Annotated in this window: 14 protein-coding genes and 1 other RNA gene; 6 read left to right on the forward strand and 9 right to left on the reverse strand. The window is 51.8% G+C overall.

Annotation, left to right across the window (positions count from 1 at the left end; translation table 11 throughout):
- Positions 1–10: 10 nt before the first annotated feature.
- A complete protein-coding gene (locus tag C7B82_RS04060) occupies positions 11–2,350 on the reverse strand; it encodes an MMPL family transporter (protein WP_106255024.1) in 2,340 nt (779 codons plus the stop codon).
- A 194-nt stretch (positions 2,351–2,544) separates the two neighbouring features.
- The gene (locus tag C7B82_RS04065; protein WP_106255025.1) at positions 2,545–3,183 is read right to left on the reverse strand and encodes an alpha-ketoglutarate-dependent dioxygenase AlkB family protein; all 639 of its coding nucleotides are present in this window, start codon (positions 3,181–3,183) and stop codon (positions 2,545–2,547) included.
- A gap of 214 nt (positions 3,184–3,397) precedes the next feature.
- Between C7B82_RS04065 and fusA the strand changes: the two genes are divergently transcribed.
- Positions 3,398–5,485 carry an elongation factor G gene (fusA, locus tag C7B82_RS04070; protein WP_106255026.1) on the forward strand — a complete coding sequence of 696 codons (2,088 nt, stop codon included), beginning with the start codon at positions 3,398–3,400 and terminating at the stop codon, positions 5,483–5,485.
- A 138-nt stretch (positions 5,486–5,623) separates the two neighbouring features.
- Entirely contained in the window at positions 5,624–6,007 is a 384-nt protein-coding gene (locus tag C7B82_RS04075) for a DUF6464 family protein (RefSeq protein WP_106255114.1), read from the forward strand.
- A gap of 126 nt (positions 6,008–6,133) precedes the next feature.
- Here C7B82_RS04075 and C7B82_RS04080 read toward each other — a convergent pair whose 3' ends face one another.
- Complete coding sequence (locus tag C7B82_RS04080) at positions 6,134–6,913, reverse strand: MBL fold metallo-hydrolase (RefSeq protein ID WP_106255027.1); 780 nt, start codon at positions 6,911–6,913, stop codon at positions 6,134–6,136.
- Positions 6,914–7,127: 214 nt separating this feature from the next.
- On the opposite strand from C7B82_RS04080, the gene thiD reads away from it, so the two are divergent.
- Entirely contained in the window at positions 7,128–7,952 is an 825-nt protein-coding gene (gene thiD, locus C7B82_RS04085; protein WP_106255028.1) for a bifunctional hydroxymethylpyrimidine kinase/phosphomethylpyrimidine kinase, read from the forward strand.
- A gap of 23 nt (positions 7,953–7,975) precedes the next feature.
- Here the strand turns inward: thiD and C7B82_RS04090 are convergent, their stop codons facing one another.
- The 4 genes from C7B82_RS04090 to C7B82_RS04105 all read right to left on the reverse strand — a co-directional run bounded on the left by C7B82_RS04090 (position 7,976) and on the right by C7B82_RS04105 (position 9,627).
- Complete coding sequence (locus tag C7B82_RS04090) at positions 7,976–8,350, reverse strand: hypothetical protein (protein ID WP_245939724.1); 375 nt, start codon at positions 8,348–8,350, stop codon at positions 7,976–7,978.
- Positions 8,351–8,534: 184 nt separating this feature from the next.
- Positions 8,535–8,900 (reverse strand): phasin family protein, encoded by a 366-nt coding sequence (locus tag C7B82_RS04095; RefSeq protein WP_106255030.1) that lies wholly within the window; start codon positions 8,898–8,900, stop codon positions 8,535–8,537.
- Between the two features lie 191 nt (positions 8,901–9,091).
- Positions 9,092–9,188, reverse strand: an RNA gene (gene ffs / locus C7B82_RS04100) — signal recognition particle sRNA small type.
- A gap of 172 nt (positions 9,189–9,360) precedes the next feature.
- Positions 9,361–9,627: a YciI family protein gene (locus C7B82_RS04105; protein ID WP_106255031.1), complete on the reverse strand. Its 267-nt coding sequence runs from the start codon at positions 9,625–9,627 to the stop codon at positions 9,361–9,363.
- Between the two features lie 186 nt (positions 9,628–9,813).
- On the opposite strand from C7B82_RS04105, the gene C7B82_RS04110 reads away from it, so the two are divergent.
- Entirely contained in the window at positions 9,814–10,374 is a 561-nt protein-coding gene (locus C7B82_RS04110) for a 2'-5' RNA ligase family protein (protein WP_106255032.1), read from the forward strand.
- Positions 10,375–10,414: 40 nt separating this feature from the next.
- Here the strand turns inward: C7B82_RS04110 and ribD are convergent, their stop codons facing one another.
- Together ribD and C7B82_RS04120 are read right to left on the reverse strand one after the other, a co-directional pair.
- Positions 10,415–11,521, reverse strand: coding sequence for a bifunctional diaminohydroxyphosphoribosylaminopyrimidine deaminase/5-amino-6-(5-phosphoribosylamino)uracil reductase RibD (gene ribD / locus C7B82_RS04115; RefSeq protein ID WP_339375166.1), 1,107 nt, complete (start codon positions 11,519–11,521; stop codon positions 10,415–10,417).
- Between the two features lie 105 nt (positions 11,522–11,626).
- Positions 11,627–12,031 (reverse strand): allophanate hydrolase-related protein, encoded by a 405-nt coding sequence (locus tag C7B82_RS04120; RefSeq protein ID WP_106255115.1) that lies wholly within the window; start codon positions 12,029–12,031, stop codon positions 11,627–11,629.
- Positions 12,032–12,151: 120 nt separating this feature from the next.
- Between C7B82_RS04120 and C7B82_RS04125 the strand changes: the two genes are divergently transcribed.
- A complete protein-coding gene (locus C7B82_RS04125; protein ID WP_106255034.1) occupies positions 12,152–13,399 on the forward strand; it encodes a Zn-dependent hydrolase in 1,248 nt (415 codons plus the stop codon).
- Positions 13,400–13,458: 59 nt separating this feature from the next.
- Positions 13,459–13,695 carry a type II toxin-antitoxin system Phd/YefM family antitoxin gene (locus tag C7B82_RS04130; RefSeq protein ID WP_106255035.1) on the forward strand — a complete coding sequence of 79 codons (237 nt, stop codon included), beginning with the start codon at positions 13,459–13,461 and terminating at the stop codon, positions 13,693–13,695.
- Positions 13,696–13,883 lie beyond the last annotated feature (188 nt).

Consider the following 13,883-nt stretch of genomic DNA (forward strand, 5'->3'; position numbering starts at 1 on the left):
CGCCAAACAGTTACCAACGTGGCGACCACCAGTTCCATTTGCCCAAAAGATTCATCGTTGCTGGCACAAGGACTGCTCGAATCAGTGTCACATCAATCAACACCGCGAGCGCAGAACCCAACCCCAACGCTTTGACAAAAATAATGCGACTGATCACAAATGTGCTGGTGACAATAATCATGAGTAGCGCTGCGCTAGTGATGATACCGCCTGTTAGCTTTAAGCCTTGAATCACGCTTTCAGTATTACTGTTGCCTTCATCGTAGGCTTCTTTAATGCGCGTCAGCATAAAGACTTCGTAGTCCATACTTAAGCCAAACAACACACAAAACAGCACGATCGGTAACAGCAAGTCTAAATAACCAACAGGCGTAAAGTGTAGCCACTGCTGCAAGTATCCATCTTGAAAAATAAACACCAGCGAACCGAACGAAGCCCCGATCGAAAGAATATTCATCGCGATCGCTTTAAGCGGCAAAATCACTGAATCCAGCAGCACATAAAGAACGACGAAGGTAATGCCCATCATGATAGCGATCACGATCGGGAAGCGCTGATAAATCGCTTGCATCGTGTCTAGTTCCCGTGCAGTCTGACCAGCCACCCAAACTTGCAGTCCGTTTAATTGCCAAGACTGAATGGTTCTCACAAGTGCTTGCGTCTCTGTGCTATTTCTAGCAGTGCGACTTTTAACCACAACCAACGTCGATGAGCGACCCGTGATCCAGATTTGCGATGCATCCAACTTCAACGCATCCAAACTATCCGTCGTTTTCTGCATTGTGGTCGCTTTGTCTGTCGTCTCACTCTTAAACACAATCAAGCCACCGTCACGAGGTGATTTCACCACTGCCGTTAGTTCAGACGGAGCTGATTGTGAGCTTTGATAAAGCTGCTGATAGCCCGCCAACGATAACGTAGGATTCAGGCTAAACAGACTGGAGACGCGCTCTACCCGTGGATCGGCTTTGAGCTGCTCGATCGCTTTATAAAGAGAGGCAATATGCAGTTTGGAAAGAATGGTGTCGTTAGATGGTGCGCGGATGAGCACTAGAATGGGGCTAATTTCACCCGGTCCAAACGCTTCTGCTAGCACCTCAGCCCCCCGCCGGGCAGCAAAGTCTTTAGGTAAAATATCAGCACTCGTGAGCCCAAAGCGAGCCTGTAGAAACGGCGCACTCAACCCAGCCACGATGAGCAAAACGGCAAGGCTGACTGGAATGCTATGCCGAATGACTTTGCGGGCGATCGCTGTCCAATAGTCGCGCCGAGGAATCGTAACGTGAAGCAAAAAGCGGCGGCGCTTTACACGCTGTCCCAGTAGTGCCAATACAGCAGGCAAAAGCGTGAGGGCAACGAGCACCGACAGCAGCACCACCAGTGATCCAGCAATGCCCAACGATTGCAGCAACGTAATGGGAAAGAGCATTAGCCCCGTCAACCCAATACAGACCGTTAAACCTGAGAAAAAGACGGCACGTCCCGCCGTTTCAACCGTACGGGCGATCGCCGTTTCGACTGATCCCGCACTCAACTCTTCTCGAAACCGATTCACGATGAGCAAAGAATAATCGATGCCTAACCCCAGTCCCAACATGCTGACCAGGTTGAGCGCAAAGACTGACACACTGAATTGCAGCGCAATCAGGTACAACAGCCCTAAAGTTACTGACACCGCAACGACTGCCATCACAACCGGTAGAGTTGCTGCGACCACCGAGCCAAAGATAAGCAAAAGCGCCATGAGAGTCAGTGGCAGCACCAACCATTCAATGCGACCGAGATCGGCTTGACTAATCTGCTGCACATCGCGGTTGACAACGGGTATACCCGTTAGAAAGCTCTGCCAGTCCGGTAGCGGTTGTTTCGTTAGAATCTGTTCAATTTGTTCAATGACCGGGAGGATCGCTCTCACTTCAGTCACATTCAGACGAATGACGCTGTACTGTACCTGCCCGTCTGGACTGCGGTGTTCGGGCTGCTCTGTGGCACTGATGACAGCGCTGACCGTCGGCAACGCTCGAATTTGCTTGAGCAGAGGCTCCAGTTGAGACTCACGACGATCGACCATATGACCAGGCCGTCGTTGAAACACGATCGTCAGCGCATCGGCAGATAGATTTAAATCTTGCTGTAAAAATCGTTCTGCTTGATGAGCGCTCCCCGCTTCGTACACCGATCCCGTTTCTTGAAGCGTCTGTTCTAGCAGCGGTGTCACGGCAAGACTCAACGCCATCAACACAGCCCAAAACGCGATCGTCAGCTTACGGTAGCGATAGACCCAACGTCCCAGCGTGTAAAAGCCTGATTGTTTCTCTAAAGGTTTGAAGCACGCTTGCTCTGGTTCCATCAAGCCCGAATTCTCTCCATCAAGGTCTCGATCGTGCTGTAGAACATCAGCTCAAAACACTCAGACACAGCCACTTCATAAAGTTTGCCAGGAACGATCTCTACGGGTTGCTCAAGCTTCACTGTAACCTGTCGCTTTAACCTCTCGTGAGGGGATCAGTGCTGTAGAAGGAAGGAGCGGTCAGCGGTCAGCCCTTAACACATGACCCGAAACGTCAGATTTAGACGAGGAGAAACAGCCCGTTTCGTCTTCGGTACTTGATGCTGCCAGTAGTGCTGCGTTGTGCCCTGCATGAGCAAAAAACTACCGGATGTCAGCGCTAATTTCGCCTTTAACGCCTTCTGGTACTTATGACGCAGCATAAATTGCCGCGTACCACCCAGGCTCAAGGAACCAATGACTGGGTTTTGCCCTAGCTCTGGCTCGTCATCGCTATGCCAGCCCATGCTGTCGTTGCCATCGCGGTAGAGGTTGAGCAGCACACTGTTGAAGGCAACACCCGCGATCGCGTCCACCGTTGCCTTAAGATCAATCAAGGTCTCCGTCCAACCTGAAGGCTGCATAGTGATACCAGAATAGGTGTAAGCTTTACCAGGATCACCAACCCAGGCAGTGAGTCTTGGCTGAGGCAGCGATCGACCGTAGACGGTTATCCAGTCCTGCCGCCAGTCAATCGTTTGCGTTAGCTTAGCTAGCAGGCGATCGCTGTATTGCTCATTGAAAAGGGAAGGATAGAAAACGATATCTGCATCTGAAAGCTGTAAAGAGCTGTAGAGAGATGTCAAGGATAGCGGCTGACTGGCATCTAACTTGTCGGTTGAATCTAGCCACATTTACAGCCGTCTCCTCTACATTTACAGCTCGACAATTTACAATTGTAAATATAGCTATGAGCGTGTAAAAGGATTCCTTACGATTCTAGCTGGTTGGCTATGTCAACTGGCTGGAGCTTAGCCCGCATTGGCTACGAAGGCAACACCGATTCCCTCTGAATACCGCTTGCAGGTGGTCACCAACGGTTTGTCGCATTTAATCTAGAGAGCAACTATGAAAGACCTCACTCGTTATCGAAACATCGGCATCTTCGCTCACGTCGATGCCGGTAAAACAACCACAACTGAAAGAATCCTGAAACTGACAGGTAAGATCCACAAAATTGGTGAGGTTCATGAAGGTGCGGCAACGACAGACTTCATGGAGCAAGAGCAGGAACGTGGTATCACGATTCAATCTGCTGCGACAAGCTGCTTCTGGAACGACCACCAGCTGAACATTATCGACACCCCTGGTCACGTTGACTTCACCATTGAGGTGTACCGTTCCCTTAAGGTACTAGATGGCGGTATTGGTGTGTTCTGTGGCTCTGGCGGCGTTGAGCCCCAATCAGAAACCAACTGGCGCTATGCGAACGATTCTGAAGTCGCTCGTATTATCTACATCAACAAGCTCGATCGCACCGGGGCTGACTTCTTCCGCGTGGTGAAGCAAGTGGATGACATCCTCGCTGCCAAGCCGCTGGTGATGGTGCTGCCGATCGGCGTCGAAGAGCAGTTTTCTGGTGTCGTCGATCTGCTGACCCGCAAAGCCTGGATCTGGGACGACTCTGGCGATCCGATGAACTACACGATCCAAGACGTGCCTGCCGACATGGTGGATCAAGTCGAAATCTATCGCGAGCAGTTGATTGAGCTGGCGATCGAGCAAGACGATGAAGTCATGGAAAAATATCTGGAAGGGGAAGAGCCTGACATCGAGACGCTGAAGCGCTGTATCCGTAAAGGCACCCGCGACCTCGTCTTTTTCCCCACCTACTGTGGCTCGTCCTTTAAGAATAAGGGCGTGCAGCTCGTGCTGGATGCGGTGGTGGACTATCTGCCCAACCCAATGGAAGTCAAACCCCAACCCGAAGTCGATTTGGAAGGGAATGAGACAGGCACTTTCGCCATTGTCGATCCAGCGAAGCCACTACGAGCGCTGGCGTTCAAAATTATGGACGATCGCTTTGGTGCGCTGACCTTCACGCGTCTGTACTCTGGTACGTTGTCGAAGGGCGACACCATTCTCAACACGTTTACGGGTAAAACCGAGCGCGTGAGCCGTTTGGTGGAAATGCATGCCAATTCGCGTGAAGAAATCGACTCCGCACAAGCAGGTGACATCATTGCGATCGTGGGTATGAAGAATGTCCAGACCGGGCATACGCTCTGCGATCCGAAGCATCCTGCAACGCTAGAACCAATGGTCTTCCCGGAACCTGTGATTTCGATCGCGGTCAAACCAAAGACCAAAGGTGGCGAGGAGAAGATGGGGATCGCACTCAGCAAGATGGTGCAGGAAGATCCGTCGTTCCACATGATGACGGACGAAGAGAGCGGCGAAACCATTCTTAAAGGGATGGGTGAGCTACACCTGGACATCAAGGTTGATATCCTCAAGCGGACTCACGGCGTTGAAGTCGAAGTGGGTAAGCCCCAGGTGGCGTATCGCGAGTCCATCACCAAACGACTCGAAGACGGCTACATTCACAAGAAGCAGTCGGGTGGTTCGGGTCAATACGCGAAGATCAACTACATCCTGGAGCCGGGTGAACCGGGAAGTGGCTTCCAGTTTGAGTCGAAGGTCACAGGCGGCAGCGTGCCTAGAGAATACTGGCCTGCGGTAGAGAAAGGGTTTGGCAGCATGATCGACAAAGGTGTCTTGGCGGGGTTCCCTTGCCTGGACTTGAAGTTCACCTTGACAGAAGGTGGCTTCCACCCCGTTGACTCGTCAGCCATGGCGTTTGAAATTGCCGCCAAATCTGCGTATCGGCAGTCGGTGCCCAAAGCTGCACCGCAGTTGCTAGAACCCATCATGAACGTGGACGTGTTCACGCCAGATCATTACATGGGGGATGTCATCGGTGATCTCAACCGTCGCCGGGGCATGATGAAATCCCAGGAAACGGGTGCAACGGGTGCCCGTATCAAGGCAGATGTGCCGTTGAGCGAAATGTTTGGCTACATTGGTGACCTGCGCACCATGACGTCTGGTCGCGGCCAGTTCTCCATGTCTTTTTCACACTACGCGCCTTGCCCCAACAACATCGCGGAAGAAGTGATTAAAGAAGCCAAAGAGAGACAAGCTGCTGCTTCGTAGCGGTTAGGTAGGGGCATGGCAATGCCATGCTCCTAATTGAAGCTAATTTACTTGCCCAAATTACCTGAAGCTTCCTGGTTGGCATACCACCAATCAGGAAGTTTATTGTTATGTTGATCGATTGCTATTGTATTGGTTATGGAGTTGAATTCGCTGCCTGCAGAAATTATTCTGAGCCATCCTCGCACGACCATTGGTCATCTCTATTTGCCCTGGAATCCCCAACCAGGAGCATATTTGGAAGTCGAGGGTCAAAACTATATGGTGCTAGAACGCAGACATCGTTATCAATTGCGATCGGGTCGTTATCAGCTACATAAAATAGCGATCTATGTGCAAAAGTGTGACGCTCTCACAGAAGGTAGTTTATTAGATGGACGCCTGGTCATTGGCGATCTCACCTGTGTTTACAATGCTCGTTCTGAGTTGCTTCGGTGTGCCGTCAATCCGAGTGGGCCGTGCGATCGGTGTGCGTATTATCAATCGGTGGGGAGTGGGAAGGATGAAGGGATGAGGGGATGAAGGCTAAAGGATGAAGGCTAAAGGATGAAGGCTAAAGGATGAGAATCAAAACTCAAAACTCTTACTCCTCTCACCTCACTCCTCTCTCTTTCAACTCAAAACTCAAAACTCTCCTTCCCTTCCCTCTCACCGAACGATCGCGCTCAACTCCAGCGTCTCTCCAGGAGCAGGAAGGCGCAGTTGAGTGGGTAAGCCAGAGGCAAGCAGGCGATCGCGGAATTCTTCGACGCTGCCGACGGTTTGAATGAGCTTGGGGAGAATGCCTTCAGCGCGAATGTCGCCCAATGTCGTGGGCACGAAGAAGTGGGGCTTCAGGGTTTCGACCAGATGCATCGCTTCCGAGGGTCCCATAATGACCTGTCCTAGCAATGGAATAACCTGACCGATGACCGGCGCGATCGCTACATCAATCTGTCCAGGCTGTTCGATTGGTGCGTTCGTGGGAAACAGATGTGGCTCGTAGTAGAGGGTTTCGTTGGTGGTGCCATCGCGCAACAGATAGCCATTTTCGACTTGACCAGGCTGAATTTCAGCACCTGGAATCGCCGTGATTGTGAGGGCATCACTGAGCGAGAATACTTCCCCGTGAGCGATCGCCGTGACTTGCTGATAGCCCAACTGCCGTACTGTTTTGGCAGCAGTAGGTGAGGCAACTACAGGAATAGTGTGATCGAGTCGTTCCAGCGTGGGCTTATGACAGTGATCATCGACGCCTTGCGAGATCAGGATGAGGTCGATCGGGGGTAAGGTTTCGGGTGTGAACGCGATCGGCGTGTTGTGATAAGCCGTAAACAACCAGGGCTGACCATAAAACACCAGCGGATCCACTAGCCAGGGGTCAACCAGAATCGTCCGTCCAGCCAAGTGAAACAACCAACTGTTCAGGTCAATCCGCGTCAGTCTCATGCTTGTAATATTTCTTAAGGTTAGCTTCTATCTTATCAAGGGGGTGGGGGGTGGGGAGAGTTTTGTTCGCGTAGCGACTCCGTAGCTTTTGCTTCCCGAAGGGTAGGAGTAATTTTGAGTTTTGAGTTTTGAGTTTTGAGTTAATAGATTTGGCTGAAAGCTGATAGCTGATAGCTAATAGCTATTAGCTAATCAATTGTGGGATGATCACAGGATGAGTATTGCAAAGATTCCAGTAGCAATGACGATCGCGGGGTCTGACAGTGGCGGAGGGGCAGGCATTCAGGCAGATCTGCGAACGTTTGCGTTTCACAAAGTGCATGGAACCTGTGCCATTACCTGTATCACCGCGCAGAATACGCTGGGTGTCGAGCGAGTGGATGCGTTGCCACCTGAAGCAGTGGTGGCGCAGATGGAGGCCGTCGTGAAAGATATTGGCGTACAGGCAACCAAGACGGGAATGTTGCTGAATCAGGAAATCATCGCAGCCGTTGCCGCTCAGGTGCAAGCATTACAGCTTGTTAATCTGGTTGTCGATCCAGTGATGGTGTCACGAACGGGAGCGCAACTCATTGATGATGATGCGATCGCCACGCTCAAAACCGCGCTTATTCCACACGCAACGGTGCTGACGCCCAACCGCTATGAGGCGCAAATGCTGAGCAATCTAGAAATTCAAACGCTCGAAGACATGCAAACGGCCGCCCAACGGATTTATCAATTAGGCGCAAAAGCAGTGCTGGTCAAAGGTGGTGGCTTACAGGGCGATCGTCGCAGTGTGGATGTCTGGTTTGGCGGACAGCAGCTTGAAACGTTGACTGCCGAAACGGTGGACACCAGCAATACACATGGCACGGGCTGTACTCTATCGGCCGCGATCGCCGCTAATCTTGCGCTGGGGCATGAGCCACTGACAGCGACTCGTCGTGCCAAAGCGTATGTGACCGAGGCGTTAAAGTATGCGCTGGCGATCGGGCAGGGACAGGGACCGGTCGGACACTTCTTTCCGCTATTGGTCAATAGCCAATGGTCAGCATAGGAGCGTTACGTGTAACGCCTCTACTATTCTTGCCAGGTGGATTGCCAGTCAGGGCACTTTTCGCCTTCCCAACCATAGGGATGCATGCCGCAAACCAGCATGGTGCCGCCATACGTTTGACCGTGGTAATGGCGGCAACCCACACACGCAGGTCGATCGTTCAAAAACGGTTCGACTGTATGGATCATCGGGTGAGCTGTTTCTTCAACTACAAGCTCCATCCCTAAGTAGGCTTCCAAAATGGGATCAATGAGCTCACCGAGGCGTTGCTCAAACTCAATGGCAAACACGGTCTGCATTTGCTCTGCGATTTCTTCTGAGGCTTCAAAAAATGACTCGACCATTTCGCCAACATCTTTGGCAATGTCAGTGAAAAACTGCTCCACCTCATCAGCCATAACGTCTAGTAGCTCGGAAAAATCCTTCGACCAGCTTTCCATATGCTTTTAGTTGACCCTGTTCACTTGAACGCTTGCAGAGCCACAGATGCAGATGACGTTTGTAAGCTTGCTTAAAGGCAGCATCGAATCACTGTGACGTCTGTGAGAATGGCTTCAGTATAGCTCACATGCTTGTCTAAGGTTAGTCGCGCTTCAGCCGCTTGAGCTCTTCCTGTAGCGCGATTACCTGCTGCCGCATCTGTTCAGCTTCCGTTGGGGGAGCTTTCACAGGCTCGTCATCATCGGTAATAATTTCGATTCTACGTGGCTCGGTTGGTTGCGATGATGTGGGAGGCTGCACGGAAGGCTGTTGTGCTTTAGCGACCATATCATCAACGAAGCGACGGGCTTCTTCACTCGTCATCTCGCCGCGTTCAACCATTTCGTCTGCCAGTTGCTGGACTTGCGATCGCAGTTCACCCAGCTTCTCCGTTGCCTTTTCGCCTGCGTAGGAGGCAACGCCAATGCCAAGATAAACTGCCTTCTGAACTAAATCTCCCAAACCCATACTGTTTCAAGCTCCTGAACGTCTCGATTGTGCGTTAAAGGATGCAGTAAAATAGTCCTGCCTCTGTCCTCAACGATTCCAGCATAGAAATAAAGCCTGTGGTGTGTCACCGCTTTCGCAGGCGGAAAACCGTACAGAAAAATAAACAATAGTCGGAGCAATGGTAATGAAGGGCTCATCGCTCTAACAAAAGCGACCCGGAGTCCACGCCTATCGCAAGCATCCCGTATTGCTGCTACCTTCCGGTCCTGACAAGATTTGGGCGTTCCGATCGCATGGGTCCGGATCACTTATCAGAATAGCATCATCTGGTGACAGTGAGGAGAAGGCTAAAGGCTAAAAGCTGAAGGCTAAAGGCTAAAAGCTGAAGGCTAAAAGCTAAAGGCTAAAGGCTAAAAGCTGAAGGCTAAAGGCTAAAACTCAAAACTCAAAACTCAAAACTCAAAACACTCCCCACTCCCTATTCCACAGCCACCTTCCATTCGTACAGCTTGTAATGTACGCAGCCGTTTTGGACGAGCGGATCTTGCGCGACGATCGCTTTTGCTTCGTCCATTGAGGCCGCTTGAAAGAGGAGCATACCGCCGCCGTAGCAGCTCCAGTAGCCCGATTTTGCCTGATGCCCTTTAGCAATTAAGCCCCGCACAAATTCTTTGTGGGCGGGGACGTATTGGTCAAAGATGGGTCGATCGACGATTCCTTCTTCAATCTTGACGAACCACGGCATGAATGGTGTTCCTTTGAATGGACATTGGTGCGAACGAAAGGGGCCGTCGGACGTTAGACTTTAGGCAGAAAGCTGCTGGACGCGTTTTGCATCGACTGCAAGGACAAAGAGGCGATCGTCCAAAGGCTTCAGTCTCGGTCTAAATAGACGCCGATTAAATAGATGTAGGGTATATAGGGTAGCGTTTTGGGTGTAGCAAACGGTCGTTTTTTTATTGCTTTGTTACCGTCTCAGGCGATTCAGGATGATGCCAACACGGTGAAGCAGGTGTTTGCCGATCGCTACGACAGTCGTGCTGCCCTTAAATCGCCACCTCACATCACCTTACAGCCACCCTTTGAATGGTCGTTGGACGCGTTGCCTGCCCTCAACGAAAGTCTCAGCGAGTTTGCGACTCAGTCAGCGCCGCTACCGATCGCTCTGTCAGGGTTTGGAGCCTTTCCGCCGCGTGTCATCTCCATCAATGTGATCAAGACGCCTGATTTGCTGGCGCTACAAGCAGCGTTAATCGCTCACATGGAGCGAGCGTTAGGCATTGTGAATGCTGAAGCGAAGACGCGATCGTTCGCGCCTCACATGACGGTTGGCTTTCGTGATTTGACTAAGGAAAATTTTAATCTTGCCTGGGCAGAATTCCAGCATCGTCCCTTACAGCTTGAGTTCACGGCAACTCACCTGACGTTGTTGCAGAACGATGGGCAACGCTGGACAGTGAGCAGCGAATTTCCTTTTTTAGGCATGCAGTAGGGGTTTGGTATATGCAGTAGGGGTTTGGTATGGCCACCCCCTACAGGTTCTGTAAATAGCCTTCGATCAACAAATCTGAACCGATCGATCGCCACTCCATCTGTTCCAACACTAGAGCTTCGGTCATTGCCATGAGTCCCAAGTCGCCAACGGGAGAAGACGCTGTGCTGCCGCCAATGATCTTGGGAGCGATGAAGGCAAGGACTTTTTGCACGGCTCCATCGGCGATCGCGCGTGCTGCCAATGTTCCACCACATTCCCATAGGACGCTAAGACAACCGCTATCGTACAGGTATTTCATCACCGCAGCAGGTGTTAAGGGAGTACTTTCAATCACTTCTACTCCCTGCTGCATAAGGGCTTGCTGCACGTCTGATTGTGCCTTTGCTTCGGTAAAGACGAGCGTGGGTGCGATCGCGGTGTCCCAAAGTTGGGCATCGGTAGGCAGGTCGAGGGATCGGCTCATCACAACCCGTAGTGGCGTGTGTTCTTGACGGCTGGTGAGAAGCGGATTGTCGCGCCGAACCGTGTTGCCACCCACGATGACGGCATCGCAAGCAGCTCGTAACTGGTGGACTTCCGCGCGAGCTGTAGGCCCAGTGACCCAGGCACTGTGTCCGGTTGTAGTGGCAATTTTTCCATCCAGCGTCATGGCATATTTCAGGATGCCAAACGGGCGATGATGCAAGATCCGATGCACAAAGGCTTCGTTTAACTTGCGGCAAGCAGCTTCTTCGATCCCAACTGTGACTGCAATACCCGCCTGCCGTAATCGCGCAATACCACCACCCGCTACTCTGGGATCGGGATCAACCATCCCGACCACGACTCGCTGCAACCCTGCTGCCACGATCGCTTCTGAGCAAGGTGGGGTGCGTCCATAGTGGTTGCATGGTTCCAGATTGACGTAGAGTGTAGCATTACGTGCGCGATCGCCCGCCGCTCGGAGTGCAAACACCTCTGCATGGGGTTGCCCGGCTGCGGGATGAAAGCCTTCCCCGACGATCGCGCCCTCTTGCACAATCACGGAACCCACCAATGGATTCGGCGCAGTACGTCCCAACGCACGTCGCGCTAGATCCAGGCAGCGCTGCATCATGGCACGATCGGTGTGGGTGCGATCGTTAATCATTCTGTCATCACTCACTCAGGAAGAATCACTTTGGCTGTAAGGGCTTAGCATTCGGGCGATGGCTTTTCGGGCTTTCTAAGCGATCATTTGCCGAATGCTAAGCCCCTACGGATTTTGTTCTCATTCTTTGGCAACGGCTGCTTTGTAAGCTGCCCAACCACCGAGGTCAGAAATGTCAGGCCAACTGTACTTTTCAATCAACTCGCGCGGATAGAGAATGGCTGTCAGCACTTCACCATCTTCCAGCACGACATCACCGGGATACATATTCGGTGGCTCTGTGGCCAGCAGATGCTTGTACTCGGCGATCGTCAGCTCATACACCTCGCCTGGAATGGAGACACCGCCCTCACTGACTTCATAAATCGCAGGATGCCACCCATCCGCAGCGGCGTGTAAGCGATAAAGCGATCGCGTTTTTGCTTCCCGAATGAATGTTGCCGACTGAAGATTGCCGTGATCGGGCTGTCCCCGTAGCGCAGAACCGCAAATAAACACTCGCTTCACACCCGTTGTTTCCGTCATAACGCCCATATTTTTGTACAACCTGAACTACCGATTCCCTTGAGGTTGTTCTAAGTTTAGGGTGAGCCCGTTGCTTGCTACAAGTTAGAAACACCGCAAATTCAGATCGAAGGGATGCTTATGCCTGTTCTCTCCACACTCACAGTCAACGGCGATCGCCTGAACCGCACACTGTTTCAACTAGCCGAAATCGGTAAATTGCCAGACGGTGGCGTCAGTCGGGTTGCTTTCACCACGGATGATTTACTCGCCCGCCAACAGGTGAAAGCCTGGATGGTGCAGGCAGGGATGACCGTTCGCATTGATGCAGCTGGCAATATTATCGGCAGCTATGCGGGCAAAAACGATGGAGCAGCTGCTTTAGCGACTGGATCGCACATTGACACGGTGCCTGTAGCGGGTCGCTATGACGGCTGCTTGGGCGTATTGGCAGGCATCGAGGTGGTGCAAGTACTGCATGAAAGCAACCTGCGACTAGACCACCCGATCGAAGTCATTGTCTTCACTGATGAAGAGCGCTCTGTGCTGGGCTGCAAAGCAATGGCGGGTGAAGTGAGGGAGCCATCAGAGTATTACGCTCGTCTCGACGGGACACCTATTCAGGCGTGCCTCGAAAAAATTGGTGGGGATTGGTCGGCGATCGCAACCGCTAAACGCGATCGCTCGGATGTCGCGGCCTTTGTGGAACTCCACGTAGAGCAAGGCGGCCTTTTGGAACATCAAGGGATTCCGATCGGCGTGGTCGATGGCATTGTGGGACAGTACCGCTTTGCAGTCAACGTCATGGGGCGCATGAACCACGCTGGTACCACCCCAATGCACATGCGGAAAGATGCCCTGGTTGCCGCAGCGCAAATGGTGCTGGCAGTGAACAAAATCGGGGTGGAGATTCCTGGTGAGCAAGTGGCAACGGTGGGTTATCTGCATGTGTCGCCCAACGCCACAAATACGGTGCCCGGAGCAGTCGATTTTCGGATCGATTTGCGCGATCTGTCGCAATCACACCTGGAGCTGTTAGTCAGCCGCATGAAAGATGAGTTTGCCGCGATCGCCGCTGCCACCAACACCCACTTCACTCTCCGCGAAACGCTCCATATCCTGCCGACCCTCTCGGCTCCTCATATTAAAGACGTGATCAAACACGTCTCTGAACAACTGGACTTGCCCTACAGCTATCTTCCCAGCCGCGCCGGACACGATGCCCAGGAAATTGGACGTTTCACGGATATGGGCATGATTTTTGTCCCCAGTCAGGGCGGGATTAGTCACTCGGTTGATGAATACACGACACCAGAAGAATGTACTCAAGGCGCAAACGTTTTGCTGAACACCTTCTTACAGTTAGACAAGATTTATGCGATCGAGTGATATGAGGCAATGGAGGTTGGGGCTAAAGGATTAGCATTGAGGTGGGGCTGAGGTTAACAATGTTAAACGTAACAATTGATGAAATTCAACGCGATCCCTTGAAGTACTTGCATCAAGTAGAAGCAGGTGAAACGCTTGTTATTGTTAGATCTGGTGAGCCGATCGACGAGCTTAGACCGATCACCAGTAGTAAACAACAGCGACCATTTGGGTTGTGTGCAGGCGAGTTTACCGTTCCAGAGGATTTTGATGCGCCTTTGCCAGACGAGGTGCTCAGTGCCTTTGAGGGCAAATGAGGATTCTAACGGATACGCACATCTTTCTCTGATTCATCACTGGCGATACCCAATTGTCAACCGCTGTTCGGGTGTACATCCTCTAGCTATATGTCGCTGATTGCACTCTAATGTCGCATCAGCATAGCGTCACAAAAAGCCTTCTGAGACTGAATTGTAGTCTTTTACCTCATTACCTCCACCTAAAA

Origin of the sequence: Stenomitos frigidus ULC18 (assembly GCF_003003795.1) — a bacterium.
GTDB lineage: Bacteria > Cyanobacteriota > Cyanobacteriia > Leptolyngbyales > Leptolyngbyaceae > Stenomitos > Stenomitos frigidus_A.